Source organism: Dehalogenimonas sp. NIT-SK1, from assembly GCF_055384165.1.
This window is the reverse complement of sequence record NZ_AP042352.1, coordinates 820001-842976: the sequence shown is the minus strand read 5'-3', so window position 1 is coordinate 842976 and position 22976 is coordinate 820001. Positions and strand designations below refer to the sequence as shown.

The window sequence follows — 22976 nt, the reverse complement described above, 5'->3', positions numbered from 1 at the left end:
GGATATGCCCTTTTTAACGCTGACAATCGCAATCCCGATAGCGGGCGCGCTTTTAATCGCCCTCTGGCCGCGGCTCTGCAGCAAAACCATCAGAGGTATAGCCCTGGCGGCTACTGCGCTGCCCCTGATCTTTTCCATCATTGTCTTTGCCGGGTTTGACCGCTCGGCGGATATGAACGGCGTGGTCCAGTTCGCCGAGAAGGTATCCTGGATACCGGTCATAAACGCCAACTACTCCCTGGGAGTGGACGGGCTTTCCCTGCCGTTTCTGCTGCTGACCACCCTGCTGGGCTTCCTGGTTATCCTGATTTCCTGGAAGATAGACCTCCGGGTGCGGGAATACTTTGCCTGGATACTGCTGCTGCAGGCTTCCATTACCGGCGTGTTTATTTCCCTGGACTTCCTGCTGTTCTTCATCTTCTGGGAACTGGAACTGATTCCGATGTATTTCCTGATAGCCATCTGGGGCGCCGGACGAAAGGAATACTCGGCGCTTAAATACGTCCTTTATACGCTGCTGGGCGGCGCTTTCATCCTGGCCGGTATTTTAATACTGTTCTTTGGCACCGGTTCACTGGACATGACGCAGATGGCCGCGGCCAATTTGCCGGAACTAATAAAACCTGGCCTGCTGGCGCTGACTTTTGTATTCTTCTTCCTGGGTTTTGCCATTAAGCTGCCGGTCTTCCCCTTCCATACCTGGCTGCCGGATGCCCATACCGACGCCCCGACCGCGGTTTCTGTGATACTGGCCGGCACGCTGCTGAAGATGGGCGGCTACGCCATGCTGCGCATCAACGCGGCCATGTTCCCGGAGCAGGCGCTTGACTTTGCCCCGATAATACTGGTGCTGGCGGTAATCAGCATTGTCTACGGCGGCGCGGTAACCCTGAAACAGACGGACATAAAGCGGCTTATAGCCTATTCCTCCATCAGCCACATGGGCTTTGTGCTGCTGGGCGTCTTTGCCCTGGGGCACCTGTCCATGATAGGCGCCTCATTGCAGATGGTTTCCCACGGCATTATTACCGGTTTGCTCTTTGCCATCACCGGTGTGGTGATGCACAACTCTCACGAGCGCTCCATCCCCAAGCTGGGGGGGCTGGCCAACCAGATGCCTCGGGCGGCGGTGGTATTTATACTGGGAGGACTTGGCGCCATGGCGGTGCCGGCTACTTCGGGCTTTATCGCCGAGGTATGGACCTTCATCGGCGCCTTCTCCAGCGGAGTGGTGCCGGGTATTGAAATCTATACACTGGTTTCACTCCTGGGGATACTGCTGGCGGCGGCCTACATCCTTTGGACCATCCAGCGAGTGTTCTTCGGCCAGCCGCTGACGCGTTTTGCCAAGGTTAAGGATGCCGACCGGGTGGAGGTGATGTTCTCCGTGGTGTTTGTTGTTGTCATGTTTGTGATAGGCCTTTATCCGAGAATTATCACCGACGTTTTTGAAGGCGGGCTGGCGCCGATTGCCAGCCTGTTTGGAGCGGGATAAGTGGATTTCAGCTACCTGATACCGGAAATAATTGTGCTGGGTACCGCGGTTGCGGTAATACTGGCCGACCTGTTCACCAGCCGCAAGACAGCGCTGGCGGTGATAGCCATGGGCGGCCTGGCAGCGGCGGTGGTAACATCCATCACGCAATGGCCGGACTCCCCGGTCAGCATGTTCGGCGGCATGATAGCCCATGACGCCTTTGCCGGGTTCTTCAAGATATTTTTCCCGGTGATGGCCGGGCTGGTTATCATGGCTTCCGTTGACTGGACGGACAAGTTCCGGCGCTACCGCGGCGAATATCATGCCCTGGTGCTGCTGGCAGCGGTGGGAATGATGCTGATGGCCGGGGCTACCAACCTTATTACGCTGTACCTGGCATTGGAAATAACCGCGGTTTCCTTTTACGTGCTGGTAGGCATCCAGAAAGATAAAAAATCAACCGAATCCGCGCTTAAGTATGTACTGCTCTCCGGAGTGGCCTCCGCGGTACTGGTCTATGGCATGGCTCTCATATTTGGTTTCACCGGCACTACCGGCCTAGCCGAGATCGCCGGAGTTATCCAGGCAATTCCCCCGGCACAGCTGCTGGACTCGCCGGGACTGTTGATGGGACTGATACTGGTTATTGCCGGGCTGGGATTCAAGATAGCGGCGGTTCCCTTTCAGTTCTGGGTACCCGATGTTTATGAAGGCGCGCCGACACCGATTACCATGTATCTGTCAATTGCCTCCAAGGCTGCCGGCTTTGCCATAATCCTTCGTATCCTGGGGACATCTTTTATTGACCCCGGAGTACTGGCGCAGCAATGGGCACCGGTCATCGCCGCTCTGGCTGCCATAGGTATGACGCTGGGAAACCTGATAGCCATCCCACAGAAAAACCTCAAGCGACTGCTGGGTTTTTCCACCGTGGCTCACGCCGGATATATACTGGTGGGACTGGCGGCCCTGGGCAACGCCCCGGAGCTTTCTACCCTGGCGGTAGGCAGTATCCTGTTTTACCTCATTGCCTTTGCGGTGAGCGACCTGGCGGCTTTTATCAGCATTATAGCGATCTCCCGAAAACTGAAAAGCGACAATTTTGCCGACTATGCCGGCCTGGCAAGGACATCACCGTTCATCGGCGGTATGCTGACGCTGGCGCTGCTTTCCCTAATCGGCTTCCCGCCGACAGCGGGGTTTTTAGCTAAATTTTATATTTTTGCCGTGGGTGTCCAGGCTGACCTGCTGTGGCTGGTGGTGGTAGCGGCCATAAACACGGTTATTTCCGCTTATTATTACTTCGGCGTCATCAAGGTGTTGTGGCTGCGCGATTCCAGTATGAAAACAGCGGTCCCGGCATCCGGCGCGCTGAAAACAGCCCTGGCGGTTTCTTCATTCGGCATACTGCTGTTCGGCATACTGCCGGCAGTGGCGATGAAGGTAGCGGAAATGGCCGGGGGTGTATTTGGCGGATAGGCCACAAGGGAAATTCTAATATCAAAATTTCGAATAGTTTTCGGGAATCAGATATAAGTTTGCGGAAAGCGTCCTTTGAACCGCAGGCCTTTGTTGCGTCATAATTACCAGCATGAAACTAATTGATTCACACGCGCACCTGGATATGCCGGAATTCCAGCCGGATTTTTCTGATGTACTCAACCGGGCTAAAGATGCCGGCGTGGAAAAAATGATTACCATCGGTATTGACACAGCCTCCAGCCGGGAAGCCGTCAAGCTGGCGGGGCGTTATGAACACATTTTTGCCACCGTGGGCATACATCCCTGTGACAGTGCTGATGTCACCGATGAGGCACTGGCTGAGATAGCCAAACTGGCCGCTGAACCCAAGGTGGTGGCTATCGGCGAGACCGGGCTGGATTTTTACCACAAACCTTACTCCGAAAGCACACAGCGGCGCTCGCTGGAGTTCCACCTGGATTTGGCGTTGCGTACCGGGCTGCCGGTGGTCATTCATAGCCGCCAGGCGGATGATGCCATTCTGCCGCTGCTGCTGGAATGGGCTGAAAGCAATCCCGGCCACCCGCGCGGCGTTATCCACTGCTTCGGCGGCAGCATCACCAACGCGGATAAGTACCTGGCCGCCGGCTTTTACATTGCCCTGGGCGGCTATGTCAGTTATCCTTCTGCTCAAAAAAGCCACGAGGTGTTCCGCCACATCCCGCTGGACCGGCTGCTGCTGGAAACCGACTGTCCCTTCCTGCCGCCGCAGCGCCACCGGGGGCAGCGCAATGAACCGGCTTATATTGCCCAGACGGCTGAAGCGCTGGCGGATATACGAGGTATAACGGTTGAAGAACTGGCGCAGGCGACAACGGATAATACCGAGCGGCTTTTCAATATTGGAGTTCACTGAGATAATTCAGTGTTATCACTTTTGAACGATGGTAAGGCTTTATTGATTGTTTCCGCTATATCTGCGGGATTGCCTGGGGCCAGCACCATCCGCTGATAATCCCAACCCTCCAGTTCAATGGTCAGGTGCTTTCGTCCGGCGGTTGCAAACCAGAACTCACGGCCGGTGGCTGATATATAAGTGCCGGCCTTTACCAGGAATGGGATATGGGTGCCTGGTGCCCGCACCGCAGCCATCTGCCAGCCTAGAGAATTCGCGGCTGCCCATACTATACGGTCCAGTGGTATCTTTAAGTCTTTACCATGTACAGCCAGGAACTTTTCCACTGGGTTTAATTTGATCGTTAGGTGATGGTTGTCAATTTCTAATTTCATTTATACCTTAAATGCCGAGGGGCAGATATCCTTCAAAAAACACTCGGTGCACTTAGGCTTGCGGGCAAAGCAAATCTTGCGCCCGTGGTCCTGAATCAGGTGGGGAAAGCGGCCCCAGTCATCCTTCGGCACCAGGATCATCAGGTCTTTTTCAATCTTGACCGGATCTTTCTGCTGGGTAAAGCCCAGCCGCTGCGACAGGCGGACCACATGGGTATCCACGGCTATTCCCTCAATCTTGCCGAAAGCATTCCACAGCACGATATTGGCCGTCTTTCGGGCGGCGCCGGGGATTTGTACCAGCTCCGCCATGGTCTGCGGTACTTTTCCGCTGAATTTTTCTTCCAGCACCCGGCCCATGCCGATCAAGTTTTTAGCCTTGTTATGAAAAAAGCCGGTACGCTTGATGATGCTTTCCAGCTCTTCAATATCCGCCTCAGCGTAATCCCGCGCCGTTTTATACCGGACGAAAAGTGTTGGCGTAACAGAGTTAATAACAGTGTCGGTGGTCTGAGCGGACAGGATTACAGCGGCCAGTAGTTCCAGCGGATTGGAAAAATTTAATGCAATCTGGTTGTGAGAATAGGCGTCCTTAAGGCGTCTGATAGTTTCATTGATATCGGCAGCGTTTTCTGTCATGAAATCAGTTTACCTTCACACTGACTTTTTGACAAGATAAATTGCGTTTAATCAAGCAGCCTATACCGCGGGATAAGTAATTGCTATAATAAACATTATGTCTGAAACAAAAATTATTATGATCCAGGGTACATCATCCAATGTCGGTAAAAGCGTGCTGGTGGCGGCGCTTTGCCGTATCTTTAAGCAGGACGGCTACAGGGTGGTTCCGTTCAAGTCTCAAAACATGGCCCTCAACGCCTTTGTAACGCCCGAGGGCGGCGAAATAGGCCGCGCCCAGGCCATGCAGGCTGAAGCCGCCGGAATAGCTCCCAGTATCCATATGAATCCGGTGCTGCTGAAACCAGAGGCCAACGCCCGCTCCCAGATTATTCTTCACGGCAAGATCCATGACAACACTTCAGCCGCCGATTACTATCAGCATACCCAGTTTTTGCTAGGCAAGGTTAAGGAGTCATTGGATTACCTCAAAGAACGCTATGATGTCATTGTCATTGAAGGGGCCGGATCACCGGCTGAGATAAACCTGAAAGCCCGTGAGATCGCTAATATGCGCATGGCTAAACTGGCCCAGTCTCCAGTACTGCTGGCCGGTGATATTGATCGCGGGGGGGTATACGCTTCTTTCGTCGGAACACTGGAGATATTGGACGAGGAGGAACGCAAGCTGGTAAAAGGTTTTATCATCAACAAGTTCCGCGGTGATGTCAGCCTGATAAAGGACGCCAACGACTACCTGGAAAATAAGACTGGCCGCCCGGTGCTTGGGGTAGTTCCCTACTTCCGGGACATTCTCCTAGCGCAGGAAGACTCCGTCTATCTGGATGAACGCCAAAACCGACAGGATGAAACCGACCTGGATATTGCTATAATCCGCATTCCCCGCATTTCCAACTATGATGACTTCGACGCGCTGGAGGAAGACGGCGCCAACATCCGCTACATCACCAGGCCGGACGAACTGGGCAACCCCGACCTTATTATTATTCCCGGATCCAAGACGACGGTACCTGATCTGCTGGCCATCAGGAAATCCGGGGTAGCCGATGCGGTGGTTAAAAAGGCCAAAGCCGGAACACCGGTATTCGGCGCCTGCGGCGGCTACCAGATGCTGGGCAAGGTAATTCACGACCCGGACCACGTGGAATCAGAAGAAGACACCATTGAAGGACTGGGGTTGATCAACGCCGAAACAACTTTTGCCTGTGAAAAGGCTACCACCCAGGTAAAAGGCACCATAATCGACGACCGCGGGCTTCTGGCCGGGCTGAAAGGTGAAATCATCAGCGGCTATGAAATACACATGGGGCGTACTGTAAGCCCGAACCGTCCCTTTCTGATTAACGAAACGCAGGACGGCACGGCGGATTACGCTGACGGCAGCATCAGCGGGGACGGCATGGTCCTCGGCAGTTATATTCACGGCATATTCCTGAGCCATGGTTTCCGACGCGGCCTGCTGAACAATCTGCGCAAGCGAAAGGGTCTGCCGGAACGGGTCTATGACGCCCCTTTGGACAAAGAAAAACACTACGATGCCCTTGCCGACCTGGTGAGGAGTTCAACCGACATGGAAGCGGTTTACCGTATCCTCAATGAAGGTATAACCAGTTGAGCCGGGAAAACATCGACAAGCTGCGCCGCGGCTGCCTGACGGAGCCGGCCTGGCAGCTGCTGGGCATCAAGCTGGAAGAACTGACCGACGGTTATGCCCGGGTAAAGATGGAAGCGAAACCCGAATTCACCAATTTTATCGGCAGCATCCACGGCGGCATTATCGTCACCCTGGCGGATTCAGCCTTTGGTTACGCGGTAAATTCATTGAACTACCCGACCGTGGCCGCCCAGTTCAATACCCATTTCCTGAACGCCGCTGCCCCGGGTAAGGAACTGAGCGCGGAGTGCCGGGTAATAAAGGCAGGGAAACGGGCCGTTACCGCGGAGATCAAGGTGACGGACAGCGACGGTAAAATAATAGCCAGCGCTACCGGAACCGGAATACCGCTGAAACAATAAAACACCCTCGGTTTCATCTTCCGGCAACCAGCTTGCCAATGCCGCTTACGATAAACAATAACCCGATGATGGCTAAAAATCCGGTAACCGCCCACTGCGCCAATGGAGAAACATAACCGATAGCCAATCCGGCCGCGGCGAGGGCAAAGAGCAGACCGCCGCCGATAATCATCGAGCGGCCTTGTTCGCGGCTGTCGACCGCCATGGCCATGGCGTAGATGGGATCGTTCTCTTCCAAATAATTCTGTTTCATATTGCTTTGGCTCCGGATAAGTGCTTTCACCGGATATAACGTTGTTCAGCGTGATTAGTTATTATAAGCGCCCGGAAAATATGTTATAATTGCCCGTCATGAAGAAACCGGACTGGCAGCTTACTGCAACCACCATCAAATGCGAAGCGGTGGATGACGAGATAACCATAATGGTTAAACCGGACGGTGAAGCCCGTTGCGCCAGTTACGCGAGATATGGTTCAACGGATAAGAACGCCCAAACCGGGCTACAGAAAAAAACCGGAAAACGGGGTTTCACACCCAAATGCGAGGGGCCGGACTGCCGGCGGGTTACTGAATACCGCGACCGGATAATGGCTGAAGAAGAGCGGATTTAGCGCTTGGCGCTTTCCCCAAGATAAGCGGAAATAACCTCCGGATTATTGCGTATCTCCTCCGGTGTACCCTCGGCGATTTTGCGGCCAAAATCCAGAACGACGATGCGGTCGGCCAGGTCCATGACCACGCCCATGTCATGCTCAATCAATACAATAGTGCGCACGCCGTCCCGTAGAACCGGCGTTTCCGGGTAGCATTCACCCTGACCTTCGAATATATCCACAATAAAGCGGGCAATATCTTCTTTTTCTTCACTGTTCATGCCGGCCATGGGCTCATCAAGCAGCAAGACACGAGGCTCCAGCGCCAGGGCGCGTGCCAATTCGATACGTTTTCTCATTCCGTACGGCAGCGATGCCACCACGTTATGCCGAACGGCTTCAATCTCCAGGAAGTCAATAATATCTTCTACGATGCGGCGATGCTTTATCTCTTCATTATGCGCCGGCCCGAAATACAAACTGCTGGTCAGAAAGTTCTGCTTCATGAAAACATGGCGCGCGGCCATAGCGTTTTCCAGCGTGGTCAAACCGGAAAACAGCTCAATGTTCTGGAAAGTACGGGCCAGACCTATCTTGGCCGCCTTATCCGGCCGAATGCGGGTAATGTTTTTACCATCGAAAACCACCTCGCCTTTCTGGGGTTTATAAAAACCGTTGAGACAGTTCAAAAGGCAGGTCTTACCGGCACCGTTAGGTCCGATAATGGCTAAAATCTCGTTTTCCCGGATGTCGACTGAGACGTCTTTTAGGGCGGTAATACCGCCAAAGGAAAGAGTCAGATTGCGCATACTTATCTTAACCAGGTTCTGGATATCCCGTTCTGCTGTCATGCTGTCGAGTTCCATATTAATCCCATACCCGTTCATCTATTATGGTTTCAGCATCAGATGATATATCACCGGGTGCCACTAGTTCCAGATAGTCCAATTTTATCACGCAGGCGCGTTGGAAAGCTGCAGACAGATCCGTTTCAAACCCGGCATCGTGAACCGGGCGCTCAGTTTCCACCCGCAATGTCAAGTGATCCCGGTTGCCCTGGCGGCACACTTTCAGCTGAAATTTGCCGGCTCCACTGATTTCATCCAGCAGACTCCTTACCTGTTTTGGCACCACAAACATTCCCCTTACTTTAACCGCATCACCACAGCGACCGAGAAGCCCCCCCAGCTTAGGCGCGGTACGCCCGCAGGGGCAATCTTCCACTACCAGGCGCGACAGGTCACCGGTACCGAAGCGCAGTAGCCCCCAGCGTGGATTATGTAAAGGTGTTACGACTATTTCCCCAATCTCACCCGCGGGCAATTGTCGACCGGTGGCCGGATCTATTATCTCGATAATATAATCATCCATCAGGTGCAGCCCATCTTTCTGAGGGCATTCGTAAGCCAGGGCGCCACCCGGTTCAGTTACGGCATAAGCCTGGTAGGTATCAATGCCGTAGTCCTGCTCCAGCGACCGGCGCATCGTTCGGGACAGCATTTCACCGGTAAACCAGGCTTTTTTTAAGCCAAAGTCCTTATTAAAATTTCCGGTTTCCTCTATCTTGTTAATCAGCCCTAACAGGTAACTCGGCGTACCGACAAAACCGTTGACGCTTAGTTCTTTCATTGTTTTGATATGCACATCGGTGTTGCCGGCACCAGCCACTACCACCGTGGCACCGCACTGCCGCAGCGCTTCACCGAAGAGGGTGCCCGCGGGGGATAAATGATAGGTAAAGGTATTGATAACAGTATCTCCACGACGAAAGCCAGCGGCCCAGAATGATTTGGCGAACCATTTTATCCTTGAACCGTGAAGCGGTTCATATACCGGTCCGGGTGAGATAAATACGCGTTCGATATCTTCATATTTGCCGATGTAATACTCACCATAGGGCAGATTCCGCTGTTGCTGCTCAATCAGGTCAGGCTTGCGGGTGACGGGCAGCTTTTCCAGATCAGCCACCGTTTTTATGCTGCCGGGTTTAACACCGGCCCGCAGCATCATTTCTCTGGCAGCCGGAGCCCCCCTGAAAGCCCGGGTTACCGCCCGCCGCAACCGGCTTTCCTGAAAAGCGCGGCGTTCTTCATCAGTCATTGATTCTAGTCTGTCATAATGGTCTTGCATATTAAGCGCAGTCATCTCCCGTCTAATTTACAGCCAGCGTTTGCGGCGCTTGTAGTGTTTTACATCCCGATAGCTCTTTTTCTTTCCAACCGCCGAAAGTCCCATATAGAATTCTTTAACATCTTCATTGTTCTGCAAAAAGTCCGCGGTGCCGTCCAGCACCACCCTGCCGTTTTCCATTACATAGCCGTAATTGGCGACCGAAAGGGCAATGCGGACATTCTGCTCCACCAGTAATACTGAAGTCTGCTGTTCTTGGTTAAAACGCCGGATAATGGAGTATATTTCATCCACCATCAGCGGCGCCAGCCCCAGTGAAGGCTCGTCCAGCATCATGAGCCGCGGCCTGGCCATCATAGCCCGACCGATAACCACCATCTGCTGTTCTCCTCCGGAAAGATATCCGGCGGTATTGTTGCGCAGGTTTTTCAGGCGCGAAAAGTAGTTATATACCATCTCCAGGTCATCTTTGACCGCCTGTCGGTCCTTGCGGTTAAAGGCTCCGACCATCAAGTTTTCCTCGGCAGTCAGGTGCTCAAAAACACGGCGGCCTTCCAGCGCCTGAACGATACCCAGCCGGCCAATATACTCAGGATTCTTGCGGTCAATGCGCTCGCCGTCCCACTCGATATTGCCGTCAGTTACCTCACCTTCCTCAATATGGAGTAAACCGGAAATAGCCTTCAGCGTGGTGGTTTTACCGGCGCCGTTAGCGCCCAGCAAAGTGACAATCTGGCCATCCGGAACCGAGAGCGAAACGCCGTGCAGTACCCGGATGACATTCAGGTAGGTTACCTCTATGTTGTTAAGTTTAAGCATGGTTTATAAACATTTTCCTGATCATTGGCAGATACGGGCGGGAAGCCATACCGACTTCCCGCCCAACTGTTTTATTCGAAACCGTAGTCAATATAAGCGGCGTCAATCCAGTCACTTATCGGATTAATGGAACCATCCTGTACCTGGAATACTCTCATGCCTTTGCTCAACCGGTTATCACCTTCGGTATAGCTGACCGGTCCATGAAGACCTTCAACATCATAGTCCAGCATCTGGAAACCATATTTCTCAACATTTTCCGGCGTCAGATTTTCCGCGCCGCCGGGGGTGTTTTCTATGGCGGTTCGAAGGATTTCAGCAATCAACAAACCTTCGGCCCAGGAGGTGATATAGTCCATGTTGTCGGCGAATTCCGGATGATGCTGATTAACATACTCTGTCATCTTATCCATGCCGGGAACATCCTCGCCCCACTTGGCGGTGGGAAAGACACCATAAACGCCTTCGGCCTGGTCAGCCCCGGCCAAATTTACCATTTCACTGGTAAAACTGGCGTGGCCGCAGCCGATGGTTACTCCGGTTAATTTACCGGCAGACTGAAGGTCGCGGATGCCATCAACTATTACCGAGGTTGGCTGGGGGGTACTGGAAATAAAAATAACATCGGGATTATGGTTGGCCACCCGTGTCAGCGTTTCAATTTCGTTTGAGGTATTTGAGCTGTGTTCTTCGGTGGCTACGATTTCTATACCCAAATCTTCCGCAAGCGCATCAGCCGCATCTTTTGCTCCGGAGCCGGTAGAGTTGTTCAAAAGCATCAAAGCCATCTTCGGCGCGCCATCGCCCTGCCAGATATTATTCATATAATACTGGGCAAAAACAGCCCAGCCGTCACCGTAGTCAGGCATCTGGGCATAGATATGCTGCGGCGGCTGGGTGATGGAAGGAGAAGAGAAAACGGTAAACCCGGGCAACCCAGCCTCATTGGCGATGCCCATTACCGCGGTCATCATAGCTGATGCCTGGGTGGTGAACATCAGCGCTTCGCTGGAAATGAACTGGTTGATAATAGTTGTGGCGGTTGAAGAGTTGTAGCCGTTGTCACGACCGATGAGTTCTATCTGGTGGCCAGCTACACCATCCAGTTCCTCATTGACATATTTGATGGCGTCAATGACTCCGGCTGCCATGGGCTGTCCCTTGGCAGCGGCCACTCCGGTCTGGGGATACATTACCCCGACTTTTAGAGGTTCTTTTACCGTGCTGGTAGGATCAGTGGTTCCGTTAGGGGGATCATCTTCGCCGTTGCAACCGGCGGCCAAAACCGGCGAAACGAGTAATAACAGGGTGATTATCAGTACGGTTATTTTACTGGTCCATTTTTTCCCTTTCATAATTTCCTCCGCATTATTATTTTTTCTTTTTGCTTCATTATTCTATTTGTCACATATTCCTATCCTCCGACCGTCAGTGTGAAAAAGGCCACAGCCGGTAGGAGGCTTTAAAGAGTTGCCAGCGATGGGCCAGTCCTCTAGGTTCAATTACCAAAAAAAGCACGATTACCAGACCAAAAACAAAAGGCGCCAGTCCCGCGGTAAAACCGGAAGGCAGTCCATCAATTGATGACTCCAGGATAGGTGAAATATAAGTCACTCCCTGCTGCAGCATTCTGATAGCCACCGCTCCCAGAATGGGGCCGAGAGTGGTGCCGGCACCGCCTATGATAATCATACCGACATACAGAATGGAATCACTTATGGCAAAGTGCTCAGTACTGACGTAGCCTATCCAGTGAGCCGTTAATGAACCGGCAATACCGGCCAAGAAACAGCCAATAAAAAAGGCTATCAGCTTGTAGCGGAAAAGGTTTATTCCCATTACTTCAGCGGCCAGGTCATTGTCCCGTACCGCCACAAAGGCACGACCGATGCGGGTCCGAGCCAGGTTCTTGGCGAAGAATATAACCAGCAATGTCACCGGCATTATCAGGAAAAACAAATTTTGCGGAGACCGGATGGTCAAGCCAAAGATTTCAGCCCTGGGCACACTCATACCGGAAAAACCGCCGGTAATATCCAGGTGGTTTATTACCCAGATGATAATAATCTGGGCGGCAATGGTAGCGATAGCCAGGTAAAAACCCTTTACCCGGAGAGAAGCGACGCCGAAAAATACACCTATCAACCCCGACATTATCCCCGCGGCGGGCAAAGCTACCAGAAAAGGCAAATCCAGCTGAGCGGTCAGGACAGCGGAGGTAAAAGCGCCAACGGCAATAAAACCGGCATGACCGACTGAAAGCTGCCCGCAATACCCGGTAAGCAGATTCAAGCCGTTGGCGGCTACAATGGTAATGCCGATAAGATTGACCACCCCCAGCCAGTAGACAGACAGGTAAAGGGGCGCAGTGAACAATACCACCAAACCGATTATAAGCAATGCCCAGTGGGTCTTAGTGCGGAAAACCGCCATGTCCGAAGCATAGCTGAAGTTTCGAGTTCCGCAAGGCAGACCGGCACTCATACGGTGGAGCCCCCTTTTCGACAAATTAAGCGAGTCCTGATTTCAGCAGCCAAAAGCTATATCCTTTCTATCCTGACCTGGCCAAAAAGACCATAAGGCTTAACAAACAGCACAATAATAATAATGATAAAGGGAATGACATCTTTGATTCCGGACCACGTCATCTCCGTAAGGTATCCGCCGCCCAGGTTTTCCGCCAGGCCGATAATAGGCCCGGCTACCATGGCGCCCAGGAAAGAATCCAGGCCTCCCAAAATAACCACGGAAAATGATTTCAGCCCGGTTTCCACCAGACCATGAGTGATGCCGCCGATACTGGACATCAAAATCCCGCCAACTGCCGCCAAGGCACCGGCAAACATCCAGGAAACAGAAAATATCTTGGTTACCGGAATACCGCAGGCCCAGACCGCCATCTGGTCATCAGCTGTCGCCCTCATAGCGACTCCCATGCGATGATGGCGGAAAAACAAGCTCAGCAGTACAAAAAGCAGTAAAGCGATACCGGCAGCCCAGAGATATTCCTGTGAAACCACGGCGCCCAGAATCTGCACCGGCTCATCAGGAATAAAGCCCGGCATGGCAGCGGTGGAAATAGGCCATATCATGGTTACCAGTCCTTCAAGCACGAAGGCAATACCAAGTGTTACGGTTATAAGTGATAAAATCGGCTGCCCGATCAGGGGCCGCAAAGCAACCCTCTCCAGTATCCAGCCCATGCCGGCAGCGGCGGCGATGGTTACCGGCAGCCCCAGCCAGAAAGGCATGCCGGCCTGGTGCAGCGTACCATAAGCGATCCAGGAGAACAGCAGCACCATCTGCCCCAGCGCCAGATTGGCTACGCTGGATGACTTCCAGATAAAGGTAAAACCCAGAGCTATGAGGGAATAAACCAGTCCTACCGTAATGCCGGTCAGCACAAACTGTATCAAATCAGTCATAATTACAGTTCCCTTACCTTAATGGAAGTAGTTACCACACCCTTGCGTCCATCCCGATAGGTAACCTGAGCTTCTACTTTTACTTCCTGGTTTTCCCCGTACATGGCTTCAATGAGCTGCTGGTAACGTTCATACATGGCCCCGCGCCGCAGTTTCCGAGTACGGGTAAGTTCTGCCTCATCCGGGTCGAACTCTTTATGTAATATCACGAATTTCCTCACCCGGGAATGCTCCGGCAGAAATCCGTTGACCCTCAAGACATCTTTGATTACCAGGTCAGCGACCTCTTTTTTCTGGGACAGGTCAACATAGGTGGTATAGTTAAGGCGATTATTCTGAGCCCATTTACTAACCATGGAGAAATCGATGTTGATGATGGCTGAGACATATTCTTTCTCTTTATCTCCCAGTACCATGGCGTCCTTGATATAGGGTGAAAATCTCAGGCGTCCTTCAATATACTGCGGGGCAAACTTGACACCGCTTTTAAGCTCACCCATATCTTTCAATCGATCCAGGAAAATAATATGACCGTCTTCATTGATATTGACCGCGTCACCGGTACGGAACCAGCCCCCGGGGGCGAAGGTTTCCCTGGTTTTTTCCTCGTCTTTATAATAGCCGGAGAACATGCAGTCAGACCGAACAAAAAGCTCCCCCTCATTAGTCAGCCTCACCTCAGTATTGAGCGCCGGTCGACCGACGCTTTCAAAAGCGATTTCACCGGCTGAGTGGGATGAAATAAAGCCGGCTTCAGTGCTGGCGTAATTCTGGCGCAGTTCAATGCCGATAGCGTGAATCAGTTTAAAGGTATCCAGTGCCAGTACTGATGACCCGGTGACGGCACAGCGGACCCGGGATAAGCCTAGGCGATCCTTCAGAGGACGGAACATTAGACCATCGGATACTTTTCCCAGGGCTTTCCAAAAAGGCCCCGCATCCTTACCTGACAACTTGGCTTCAGCCAACCGGTAACCCACCGGTAGAAAAGTTTTATAAGCCAGCCGCTTGAAAGGATGGGCATCCATCATCTTTACCTGCATATCGGAAACGACGCCTTCCCACTGCCGAGGCCCGTAAATAACAAAATGAGGACCGATTTCACGGGTATCAGCTGCAATGGTTTCCGGTTCTTCGGGAAAGTTAAGTCTTGCTCCGGAAATAAGATGTGGAATAGTAGCAAAAAAGCTGTCACCCACCCAGGCGGCTGGAAAATTGGATATAAGGTCACTCTTGTCATCCAGCGGGTATCGGGTGACAAATCCCGACGCGGTAGAGATGAGCGCCCGATGAGTCAAAACAGCCGCCTTCTGCTGACCGGTAGTACCAGAGGTATAATAAATAAACGCGGTGTCCCCGGCGTCTATTTCCGAAAGGTTTTTTTCGAATAAGCCGGCCTGCTCAAAATCAATCTGTCGCCCAATCTCAACCACTTCCCGGAAACTCATCAGCAAAGGGTCATCATAGTTTTTCAGTCCCTTGGGGTCCCAGTAGATGACTTTCTTGAGCTGGGGAGCTTGTTCCCGAATTTCCAGAAACTTATCAGCCTGTTCCTGGTCATTTACAATGGCGAAAGACGCCCCTGAATGGTTTACTATAAACCGCACCTCCTCAGGCACAGCATCAACATAGATGCCGGTGGGTATGGCCCCTGCTGCCTGAACGGCGAATTCACCCCAGAACCATTCGGGTTCATTGTCGCCGATAATGGCCGTAACATCGTTTTTTCTGAGCCCCAGTTTAGTAAGACCCAGTGAAAAATATTTCACCTGGTCATAGTATTGCTGCCATGAATATCGGTGCCAGATGCCAAAGTTTTTATAGCACATGGCCGTGTTTCCCGGCCAGTACCGGGCATTACGCATGATTAAAGCGGGTACGGTTTGCGCTTCCAATTGCCGTTAACACCCCCATAAACAGAAACCACCCCCGCTTGGGAGGTGGTCTTTTAATTTCGCCTTCTAAGTTGATTCAGTCTGTGTTCGACCCGCCCAAGCGCACCCTGGTGCGCCTGGTAAAGGCGAAGTTAAAGCTGAAGCGACCTAAAAACAACATGACGCGTTAGAGTAACATAAGCCAAATTACCTGTCAAATAACGCTATGTCTTAAGAACTAAGACTAGTCTCAAAACACCCATATCTCTATATGTTAATGCCTGTTACCAGGATATTTCAGGTTTTTTCCGCCAGCATCTCCGCCAGATTTACCAGCGTCGCTACCGGAACGCCGCTGCCGCCTTTAGTCAAGTGCCCTTTTTCTTTATCGCCCCAGGCAGTCCCAGCAATATCCAGGTGCACCCAGGGTGTATCTTGGCTTATAAACTCAGACAAAAACAGTCCGGCAGTAATGGTCCCCGCCGGACGTCCACCGACGTTTTTAATATCGGCGATATCGCTTTTGTACTGTTCCCGGTATTCCTCCCATGAGGGTAATTGCCAGATCCGCTCTCCAGCAGATTCACCGGCTCTGATAACCTTATCCATTAAGCACTGATTATTGGTTACCGCAGCACTGGCTTTATCGCCCAGAGCAATAACGCATGCCCCGGTCAGTGTAGCCGTATCAACTATGGCAGCCGGGCGTTTTTCCCGGTCGAGAAAGCCCATGGCATCCGCCAGTATCAAGCGGCCTTCAGCATCTGTAGAAATGACTTCAACCGTTTTCCCGGTGAACATCCGAAGTACGTCACCCGGTTTAAAAGCTCCGCCGTCCGGCATATTTTCCGTTGCCGGTACCACAGCAATAACATTAAGTCCCAGTTTCAACTGACCTATGGCTCCTATCGCCGCGATAGTTGCAGCTCCGCCGCTCATATCAAATTTCATTTCCTCCATCTTGTCTGAAGGCTTTATGGAAACACCGCCGCTGTCGAAAGTCAGCCCTTTGCCCACCAAAGCCAGGTCCCAGCCGTCGCCGGGTCGCCCCCGGTGTTCCAGGATAATCAGTTTCGGCTTATTAACGGCGGCCGATGCACGCGAAACACCGACCATACCACCCATGCCCAAATTTTCCATCTCGGCAAGTTCCATCACCGTGATTTTAAGGCCGGAGTTATCAGCTGTCGCTCGAGCCTGTTCTGCCATGTGTGCCGGAGTCATATGGTTGGATGGTTCATTAGCCATATCGCGGGCCAGCATTACAGCCCGGGCGACTACGGTTCCTTTTTCGACTCCTTTTTTAAAGGCATTTTCATCCATTGCTCCAGACGCGACCACTGAGAGTGATTTCAATTTTCCATATTCACTCCGGGTGGTTTTATGCCTGTGGAATTCATACCCCCCAAGATAAGCTCCTTCGGCGACTGCTAATCCAAGATCAATGTCCGCCAGTAATTGTTCCGGCAGCAACAGTCCCAGTTCAATAATATTTTTTCGCTGCAAACCGCGGCAGGCGTCGGCTACCGCAGACCGTGTTAAAGCCGGTGTGGCTTGACGCCTTTTGCCAAGCCCCAAAACAGCAACCCGGGAAGCCTGAAAACCCTGTGGAGAGTGAAAAATGGTCAACTCACCTGGCTTACCGTTAATTTCTTTTTGTTGCCGCAAGCGCCTGACATCGCCTTTCAGCAGTCTATCGACGGTCTGTTCGGAATCACTTTGTTCATCATCCTCAAACACACCGACAATAATGGCTCCGGTTTTTAATTCTGCTACACTTTCAGTAACCAGTCGAATTTCCATAAGACCTCGCTTTATGTTCTTTTCGCTTTGATATCGCCTATTATTCTATCAATTATGGGCCCAATGTCCATATCCGGCTTAATATCATAATAATGACCGCTAAGCGGCTCGAATTCAGATTCCAGCATCTGATAGACTTCCCAATCCGCGTCTGAGTAACCTGACAGCCTGTTTTTCAAGCGCTTCCTGGCGGTATTCCGGGGTGTATTTAAAAAAACATTTACGGCAACAGCACCGGTTTCCTGGGCGATTGCCCCCAGTGGCCGGCGATATTTTTTATTAAGATTAGTGGCGTCAAAAACCACGCTATATCCCTGAGACAAATACTCCCGTGCCAGATAATACAGCACGCTGAACACCCGGTCATGCTCCCGCTGAGTATAGACCGGCTTTTTAATCAGCAATTTTCGGGTGAAATCACTGCTCAGCACTATCAATGGAATACGACTAGCCAACTCCTCGGCGAAATAACTTTTACCGCTGCCGGGCAAACCCACCAAGATTACAAATAGCGGATTATCTGATTTTTCCGGAAGTTTAGACACCAGCTCACGTCGCAACGCGGCAGCGTCATCATCATGCAATCTGGTCATAAAAATATTATAGCTTAAAATTGAGCGAGCAGCCCACCCGTCGGTCGGCTATATTTCCGAGAGGTGATCTACGGCCAGTTGCCCTTTGCCGTTTCGCGGGACCGTGTCTACTATAATTACTTTTTTAGGGCATTTATAATTAGCCAGTTTGTCCAAGCAATATTTTTTTACCTGCTGTTCGGTCATCGCGGCGCCGGGTTTCAACTTTACCGCCACCAGCACAACCTCTCCCCTCATCTCATCAGGATCGGGAATACCGGCCGCCGCCGCGTCTTCAACCAATGGGTGCTTCAATAAAACGTCCGATATATCAGAAAAATAAATATTCTGCCCTTTGGTAATCAGCATCGGTTTTTTGACTCCCAGGATAAATAATTCCCCGTTAGGGTCAATAAAACCAATATCATCGGTATAAAACCAGCCTTCTCTGATAAAACGCTCAGTCTCCCGCGGCAGATTATGAAACGCCCGCATTATCGGACCGCTTATGATGATTTCCCCTGGTTCGCCGACGGCTGTTTCACGGCCGTTTTCGTCCACTACACGAACAGCAAATCCAGGTATAGCCCACCCGACACCACCGCTGCGACCAGAAGAACTGGTATCCTGGCAGGTAACATGCGTGGTTGATTCGGTCAACCCATAATACTGGATAAGATTCTTACCGGTCATCGACTCAAACTCAGTGATTACACTGACCGGAATGGGAGCCCCGGCGCTGCCACAGAAACGCAGTGAGCTGAGATCATACGTCAATCCGTTAGCCCTGAGGTGTTTTACAACCATGGCATGAATAAAAGGGACGCCGTGGAACATGGTGGCGCCTTCCCTTTCAATGGCACCAAAAGCATTATCAATGGAAATACCATTAACCATTACGATGCGACTGCCGGCATAAAGGGAAGTCATCATGATAATGGCTATACCCATGGTATGGTGCAGGGGCAGCGCGAAAAGCACGGCAATATCGTTTTCGTTTTGCCGAAATCCGACGGCGGCACCGGCTGCTGCCTCGACTAGCGCTTTTTGGGTTATCTCCACTCCGTGAGGTCGCAGTGTGGGCCCGGATGTATAGGCGATATGAGCTATCTCGGGGTATGCACTGACGGCAGGCGCCGCGGGCTCCTGTTTCACCAGTGAGTCATAACAGATTATATCGACATCATCTGACTCCTGTATACAGATAAAATGCCTTATCGATTTAAAAACGAGGGATTTAGAACGAAGCAAGCTTATGGCCGGCCTTTCGGCAATAACCGCCGCGGGCTCACAATCTCCAAAAACGGACTCCAGTTCAATCAGTTTATACTTGGTGTCCAGGGGTACAGCTACGGCTCCGGCTTTTATTATACCGAAATAACAAACAGCAAATTTCGGGCTGTTTTCAAGTATCAGAGCGACCCGGTCACCGAAGCTGATACCCATGGCGATCAGGCTCTCGGCCAGACCGTTGGATAGCCTTTCCAGTTCCTGGAAAGTTATGTTTTCAGAACCGTGGGTGAATGCCGTCCTATCATTTTGGCTGCGTGAAATATCAGCCAGGAATTTTACTAAATGCATATGTTTCCTTGTTGGTAAATTGCGTTGAAGTCTATCAAATCCCGGCCCAGTTGCCAAATCAAATTAATACTTAAGTTTTAATACCCCATGGCACTTGACAGTTTTATATTATTTGGACTATATTTAACCTTATTGAATAAAAAAAGGCTGTGAACGAGAGTAGTACGTTCGAGCCGCCAGGCACAGAGAGCCGGGACAGCTGAGATCCGGCGCCGGGGCGGGAACGGAATGGACTCGGGAGCCGTTGCCTGAAAGCCGTAAAGACGGAAAGTAGGCGCAACCGCGGGGGAGGCGTTAAAATCCCTGGAGTTTTCAGTTTAGCGCAAGTTGCTGAATTCCCCGTAATGAGATGGTCTTTCACAAGACTAATAAGGGTGGCACCGCGGAGCCCTCTGCCCCTTAAATAAAGGCAGAGGGTTTTTTGTTATCCTCAGAAAGGAAAAACGGCAAAAAAGTAGCGTAACCCGCACCACATAAGAAACAATACAATTGAAGGAGGCTACCATGGTTCACACAAAATTCTTGCTGAATGAAAAAGAAATGCCGACCAGTTGGTACAATATCCAGGCTGACTTGCCGGAACCTCTGCCGCCCTATCTGCATCCGGGTACCAAGCAGCCGCTGGGACCGGCTGACCTGGCGCCATTATTTCCGATGGAACTCATAATGCAGGAAGTTTCCCAGGAACGTTATATTGACATTCCAGGCGAAGTCATTGATATCTACCGTTCCTGGAGACCGACCACTTTATACCGCGCTCACGCATTGGAAAAGGCTCTTGATACCCCGGCAAAAATCTTTTATAAATACGAAGGCACCAGCCCCGCCGGCAGTCATAAACCCAACACCGCTGTCGCCCAGGCTTTTTACAACAAGAAAGAGGGTACCAACAGACTGACCACCGAAACCGGTGCCGGACAGTGGGGCAGTTCCCTGGCTTTTGCCTGTTCACAGTTTGACATGGAACTTAAAGTTTACATGGTTAAATGCAGTTACCAGCAAAAACCATACCGGCGCATGATGATGGAAACCTGGGGGTCGAAATGCGTACCCAGCCCCAGCCCCGACACCAATTCGGGCCGGCAGGCTTTGGCTGAAGACCCCGATAATCCGGGAAGCCTGGGACTGGCAATCTCCGAAGCGGTGGAAGATGCCGCCCCGCGCGAGGATACCCATTACTCACTTGGCAGCGTTCTCAACCACGTTTTGATGCATCAAACGGTTATCGGTCTTGAGTCACTGAAACAGATGGAGATGGCCGGTGAGTATCCTGATGTGGTAATAGCCTGCGTGGGCGGCGGCTCCAATTTCGGCGGCATGGCACTTCCTTTCGTACACCAGAACCTGACCGCCGGCAAAAAGACAAGGATAGTCGCGGTGGAGCCGACCAGCTGCCCCACCCTGACTAAAGGACTTTATGCCTATGATTACGGTGATGTCGCCGGGATGGCGCCAATAGCCAAGATGTTCACCCTCGGCCACAAATTCATGCCGCCACCGGTACATGCCGGCGGCTTGCGTTATCACGGCATGGCGCCCATTGTCAGCCACCTGCACAAGCTGGGTCTGATTGAAGCCAAGGCTGTCCATCAGCTGCCGACTTTCGAGGCCGGTGTGCAATTCGCCAGGACGGAAGGCTTTATCAGCGCGCCGGAAACCAACCACGCTATCCGCGCCACTATTGACGAGGCGCTCAAATGCCGCGAGTCCGGTGAAGAGAAGGTTATCCTGTTCAACCATTCCGGTCACGGTCACTTTGATCTGGCGGCCTATGATGCCTATCTTTCCGGTAAACTCACAGACTACGAGTATCCGGAAGAACTGGTTGCCGAGGCACTGAAAGATCTGCCGCAATGCGCGGTATAGTTTAGACGGAACGATTATTTCCAGCCGTAAAAAAGGGGGCCTTGAAAGCCCCCTTTTTTTATTCTTCCAGCCGGTATAGCACCATCCCGGAAGGTATCTTGGGATAGAAATAAGTGCTTTTTCGCGGCATTCGATCTTTAGCGTCAGATATGGATTGGATTGTTTCAGGATGAACCGGCTTAAGTATGAAAGCCAGCTGAAATTCCCCGGAATCCACCCGGTTGATTGCCGAGCTTAAATCATGGTCGTAGGCCACCATTTCTTCATCCATGGGGTTCAAACCCAGCGCTTTTTCCAGCACAACGTGGTCAACAACACTGACATCCATATCTTTGTAAGCCGGTGTATGTTCCCGGGGCATCAACGCCTCTATCCGCAACTTATCTTTAACCGTCAATTTCAGGAGTTGGCTTTGGCCGGTTAAGCCGTAAACAAAAAAGCGTGAACTGTGTTCAAGCGGAAATGACTCAATATCACGCCAGGGTTCCTTTTTGTCTAAACGGCAATGCTCAAGCTGGAAATACTCTTCCAGTTCCTGAGGCAGGATTTTTAGGCTGGTGGTATCAATACCTTTCAATAAACGATGAGTCGGCAATATGAGCATTCCGGGATCAGCCATATCGGTCAGGGACATCATAACAAAATTAAGCGGTGCATCAGGTGGTATATCGGGACTTTCGGCATAACTTTCATTACGATAAGCCAGGGCGCTTTCGTACCGGTGATGACCGTCAGCTATATAAAGGGGCTTGCCGGCAAAAGCTTTTTCCATGGCGGCGACCGCCGTTTGGTCATTTACAACCCACAGGCGATGATATTCACCATTTTCACCGGGGAACTCGGAATTCACCGGCCTTAGCCTTACCTGCTCGATTATCTTCGCGACTTCACGTTCCGGATCATGATAAAGACTGAAAACAGGACTGGTGTTAGCTTTGAGGGTACTGATAAGTTTAATGCGGTCCCGCTTGGGTCCAGCCAGGGTTCTCTCATGAGGCCTGACGATCATCCTGTCCCACTCTTCCAGCCTTACCCGGGCGAAAAGGCCAAGTCTTCGGGCTGCTTTGCCTTCGTAATGAAAGGTATGCTCGTGCACATAATAGGCGCTGGCATCATCCTGAATAAGCACCCCGTCAGCCATCCATTGTTCCAGAATAGCTCTGGCCCTGGTATAGCGATTGCTGCTGTCATTGTCACCGGGCGATGCCTGGGCGTATTCAATACGGATGAAATTATTCGGGCTAAACGCGAGCAGCTCTTTCTCCCGTTCGGGACCAATAACATCATAGGGCGGGCAAATAACCTGGGGCATAGACGCGCTCTGCGAATCATAACGCACGGCTCTAAACGGTCGAACTTCGGCCATTCAACTTCCTTTCTTTCCGAAACTTGGCGAAGGTCATCAGTTTAAATTATCCGCAATTTTGTT

21 protein-coding genes and 1 other annotated feature are annotated in these 22976 nt (G+C 51.7%); of the genes, 7 read left to right on the top strand and 14 right to left on the bottom strand.

What is annotated here, in order from left to right:
- Positions 1 to 4: 4 nt before the first annotated feature.
- The 3 genes from ACZ48S_RS04380 to ACZ48S_RS04370 all read left to right on the top strand — a co-directional run bounded on the left by ACZ48S_RS04380 (position 5) and on the right by ACZ48S_RS04370 (position 3854).
- Positions 5 to 1495, top strand: coding sequence for a complex I subunit 4 family protein (locus ACZ48S_RS04380; RefSeq protein WP_464214550.1), 1491 nt, complete (start codon positions 5 to 7; stop codon positions 1493 to 1495).
- Positions 1496 to 2956 (top strand): NADH-quinone oxidoreductase subunit N, encoded by a 1461-nt coding sequence (locus ACZ48S_RS04375; protein ID WP_464214470.1) that lies wholly within the window; start codon positions 1496 to 1498, stop codon positions 2954 to 2956. It abuts the gene before it with no gap.
- A gap of 112 nt (positions 2957 to 3068) precedes the next feature.
- Complete coding sequence (locus ACZ48S_RS04370; RefSeq protein WP_464214468.1) at positions 3069 to 3854, top strand: TatD family hydrolase; 786 nt, start codon at positions 3069 to 3071, stop codon at positions 3852 to 3854.
- Here ACZ48S_RS04370 and ACZ48S_RS04365 read toward each other — a convergent pair.
- The gene (locus ACZ48S_RS04365) at positions 3848 to 4228 is read right to left on the bottom strand and encodes a hypothetical protein (RefSeq protein ID WP_464214466.1); all 381 of its coding nucleotides are present in this window, start codon (positions 4226 to 4228) and stop codon (positions 3848 to 3850) included. The genes ACZ48S_RS04370 and ACZ48S_RS04365 overlap by 7 nt on opposite strands.
- Entirely contained in the window at positions 4229 to 4867 is a 639-nt protein-coding gene (gene nth / locus ACZ48S_RS04360) for an endonuclease III (protein ID WP_464214464.1), read from the bottom strand.
- Positions 4868 to 4964: 97 nt separating this feature from the next.
- On the opposite strand from nth, the gene ACZ48S_RS04355 reads away from it, so the two are divergent.
- Positions 4965 to 6482 (top strand): cobyric acid synthase, encoded by a 1518-nt coding sequence (locus ACZ48S_RS04355; protein ID WP_464214462.1) that lies wholly within the window; start codon positions 4965 to 4967, stop codon positions 6480 to 6482.
- Positions 6479 to 6883 (top strand): PaaI family thioesterase, encoded by a 405-nt coding sequence (locus ACZ48S_RS04350; protein WP_464214460.1) that lies wholly within the window; start codon positions 6479 to 6481, stop codon positions 6881 to 6883. Before ACZ48S_RS04355 ends, ACZ48S_RS04350 begins: the two co-directional genes overlap by 4 nt.
- 13 nt (positions 6884 to 6896) lie before the next feature.
- Here ACZ48S_RS04350 and ACZ48S_RS04345 read toward each other — a convergent pair whose 3' ends face one another.
- Positions 6897 to 7136: a hypothetical protein gene (locus tag ACZ48S_RS04345; RefSeq protein WP_464214458.1), complete on the bottom strand. Its 240-nt coding sequence runs from the start codon at positions 7134 to 7136 to the stop codon at positions 6897 to 6899.
- Between the two features lie 98 nt (positions 7137 to 7234).
- On the opposite strand from ACZ48S_RS04345, the gene ACZ48S_RS04340 reads away from it, so the two are divergent.
- The gene (locus tag ACZ48S_RS04340) at positions 7235 to 7495 is read left to right on the top strand and encodes a hypothetical protein (RefSeq protein ID WP_464214456.1); all 261 of its coding nucleotides are present in this window, start codon (positions 7235 to 7237) and stop codon (positions 7493 to 7495) included.
- Here ACZ48S_RS04340 and ACZ48S_RS04335 read toward each other — a convergent pair.
- From ACZ48S_RS04335 to ACZ48S_RS04290, 10 genes are all read right to left on the bottom strand, one after another.
- Entirely contained in the window at positions 7492 to 8343 is an 852-nt protein-coding gene (locus ACZ48S_RS04335) for an ABC transporter ATP-binding protein (protein WP_464214454.1), read from the bottom strand. The two genes, ACZ48S_RS04340 and ACZ48S_RS04335, sit on opposite strands and share 4 nt — an antisense overlap.
- Position 8344: 1 nt before the next feature.
- Positions 8345 to 9607 carry a phenylacetate--CoA ligase family protein gene (locus tag ACZ48S_RS04330; RefSeq protein WP_464214452.1) on the bottom strand — a complete coding sequence of 421 codons (1263 nt, stop codon included), beginning with the start codon at positions 9605 to 9607 and terminating at the stop codon, positions 8345 to 8347.
- A gap of 27 nt (positions 9608 to 9634) precedes the next feature.
- Entirely contained in the window at positions 9635 to 10426 is a 792-nt protein-coding gene (locus ACZ48S_RS04325) for an ABC transporter ATP-binding protein (protein ID WP_464214450.1), read from the bottom strand.
- Positions 10427 to 10497: 71 nt separating this feature from the next.
- Positions 10498 to 11781 carry an ABC transporter substrate-binding protein gene (locus tag ACZ48S_RS04320; protein WP_464214448.1) on the bottom strand — a complete coding sequence of 428 codons (1284 nt, stop codon included), beginning with the start codon at positions 11779 to 11781 and terminating at the stop codon, positions 10498 to 10500.
- A gap of 73 nt (positions 11782 to 11854) precedes the next feature.
- Positions 11855 to 12910: a branched-chain amino acid ABC transporter permease gene (locus ACZ48S_RS04315; RefSeq protein ID WP_464214446.1), complete on the bottom strand. Its 1056-nt coding sequence runs from the start codon at positions 12908 to 12910 to the stop codon at positions 11855 to 11857.
- A gap of 56 nt (positions 12911 to 12966) precedes the next feature.
- Positions 12967 to 13851: a branched-chain amino acid ABC transporter permease gene (locus ACZ48S_RS04310; protein ID WP_464214444.1), complete on the bottom strand. Its 885-nt coding sequence runs from the start codon at positions 13849 to 13851 to the stop codon at positions 12967 to 12969.
- A 2-nt stretch (positions 13852 to 13853) separates the two neighbouring features.
- Positions 13854 to 15746: an AMP-binding protein gene (locus ACZ48S_RS04305; RefSeq protein ID WP_464214442.1), complete on the bottom strand. Its 1893-nt coding sequence runs from the start codon at positions 15744 to 15746 to the stop codon at positions 13854 to 13856.
- A 276-nt stretch (positions 15747 to 16022) separates the two neighbouring features.
- Positions 16023 to 17528 carry a leucyl aminopeptidase gene (locus tag ACZ48S_RS04300; protein ID WP_464214440.1) on the bottom strand — a complete coding sequence of 502 codons (1506 nt, stop codon included), beginning with the start codon at positions 17526 to 17528 and terminating at the stop codon, positions 16023 to 16025.
- An 11-nt stretch (positions 17529 to 17539) separates the two neighbouring features.
- Positions 17540 to 18121, bottom strand: a complete 582-nt coding sequence (locus tag ACZ48S_RS04295) for a P-loop nucleotide/nucleoside kinase family protein (RefSeq protein WP_464214438.1) — start codon at positions 18119 to 18121, stop codon at positions 17540 to 17542.
- Between the two features lie 48 nt (positions 18122 to 18169).
- A complete protein-coding gene (locus tag ACZ48S_RS04290; RefSeq protein WP_464214436.1) occupies positions 18170 to 19681 on the bottom strand; it encodes a class I adenylate-forming enzyme family protein in 1512 nt (503 codons plus the stop codon).
- Between the two features lie 140 nt (positions 19682 to 19821).
- Positions 19822 to 20084: a binding site (T-box leader), on the top strand.
- Between the two features lie 101 nt (positions 20085 to 20185).
- On the opposite strand from ACZ48S_RS04290, the gene ACZ48S_RS04285 reads away from it, so the two are divergent.
- Positions 20186 to 21547 carry a TrpB-like pyridoxal phosphate-dependent enzyme gene (locus tag ACZ48S_RS04285; RefSeq protein WP_464214434.1) on the top strand — a complete coding sequence of 454 codons (1362 nt, stop codon included), beginning with the start codon at positions 20186 to 20188 and terminating at the stop codon, positions 21545 to 21547.
- A 58-nt stretch (positions 21548 to 21605) separates the two neighbouring features.
- Here ACZ48S_RS04285 and ACZ48S_RS04280 read toward each other — a convergent pair whose 3' ends face one another.
- A complete protein-coding gene (locus ACZ48S_RS04280) occupies positions 21606 to 22913 on the bottom strand; it encodes a DUF1015 domain-containing protein (RefSeq protein WP_464214432.1) in 1308 nt (435 codons plus the stop codon).
- Positions 22914 to 22976: the final 63 nt, after the last annotated feature.

Excerpts from the sequence above, each read along its gene's own strand:
- ACZ48S_RS04380 (WP_464214550.1), top strand. The coding sequence starts at position 5 with ATGCCCTTTTTAACGCTGACAATCGCAATCCCGATAGCGGGCGCGCTT.
- ACZ48S_RS04370 (WP_464214468.1), top strand. The coding sequence starts at position 3,069 with ATGAAACTAATTGATTCACACGCGCACCTGGATATGCCGGAATTCCAG.
- ACZ48S_RS04365 (WP_464214466.1), bottom strand. The coding sequence starts at position 4,228 with ATGAAATTAGAAATTGACAACCATCACCTAACGATCAAATTAAACCCA.
- nth (WP_464214464.1), bottom strand. The coding sequence starts at position 4,867 with ATGACAGAAAACGCTGCCGATATCAATGAAACTATCAGACGCCTTAAG.
- ACZ48S_RS04355 (WP_464214462.1), top strand. The coding sequence starts at position 4,965 with ATGTCTGAAACAAAAATTATTATGATCCAGGGTACATCATCCAATGTC.
- ACZ48S_RS04345 (WP_464214458.1), bottom strand. The coding sequence starts at position 7,136 with ATGAAACAGAATTATTTGGAAGAGAACGATCCCATCTACGCCATGGCC.
- ACZ48S_RS04340 (WP_464214456.1), top strand. The coding sequence starts at position 7,235 with ATGAAGAAACCGGACTGGCAGCTTACTGCAACCACCATCAAATGCGAA.
- ACZ48S_RS04335 (WP_464214454.1), bottom strand. The coding sequence starts at position 8,343 with ATGGAACTCGACAGCATGACAGCAGAACGGGATATCCAGAACCTGGTT.
- ACZ48S_RS04330 (WP_464214452.1), bottom strand. The coding sequence starts at position 9,607 with ATGCAAGACCATTATGACAGACTAGAATCAATGACTGATGAAGAACGC.
- ACZ48S_RS04325 (WP_464214450.1), bottom strand. The coding sequence starts at position 10,426 with ATGCTTAAACTTAACAACATAGAGGTAACCTACCTGAATGTCATCCGG.
- ACZ48S_RS04320 (WP_464214448.1), bottom strand. The coding sequence starts at position 11,781 with ATGAAAGGGAAAAAATGGACCAGTAAAATAACCGTACTGATAATCACC.
- ACZ48S_RS04315 (WP_464214446.1), bottom strand. The coding sequence starts at position 12,910 with ATGAGTGCCGGTCTGCCTTGCGGAACTCGAAACTTCAGCTATGCTTCG.
- ACZ48S_RS04310 (WP_464214444.1), bottom strand. The coding sequence starts at position 13,851 with ATGACTGATTTGATACAGTTTGTGCTGACCGGCATTACGGTAGGACTG.
- ACZ48S_RS04300 (WP_464214440.1), bottom strand. The coding sequence starts at position 17,528 with ATGGAAATTCGACTGGTTACTGAAAGTGTAGCAGAATTAAAAACCGGA.
- ACZ48S_RS04295 (WP_464214438.1), bottom strand. The coding sequence starts at position 18,121 with ATGACCAGATTGCATGATGATGACGCTGCCGCGTTGCGACGTGAGCTG.
- ACZ48S_RS04290 (WP_464214436.1), bottom strand. The coding sequence starts at position 19,681 with ATGCATTTAGTAAAATTCCTGGCTGATATTTCACGCAGCCAAAATGAT.
- ACZ48S_RS04285 (WP_464214434.1), top strand. The coding sequence starts at position 20,186 with ATGGTTCACACAAAATTCTTGCTGAATGAAAAAGAAATGCCGACCAGT.
- ACZ48S_RS04280 (WP_464214432.1), bottom strand. The coding sequence starts at position 22,913 with ATGGCCGAAGTTCGACCGTTTAGAGCCGTGCGTTATGATTCGCAGAGC.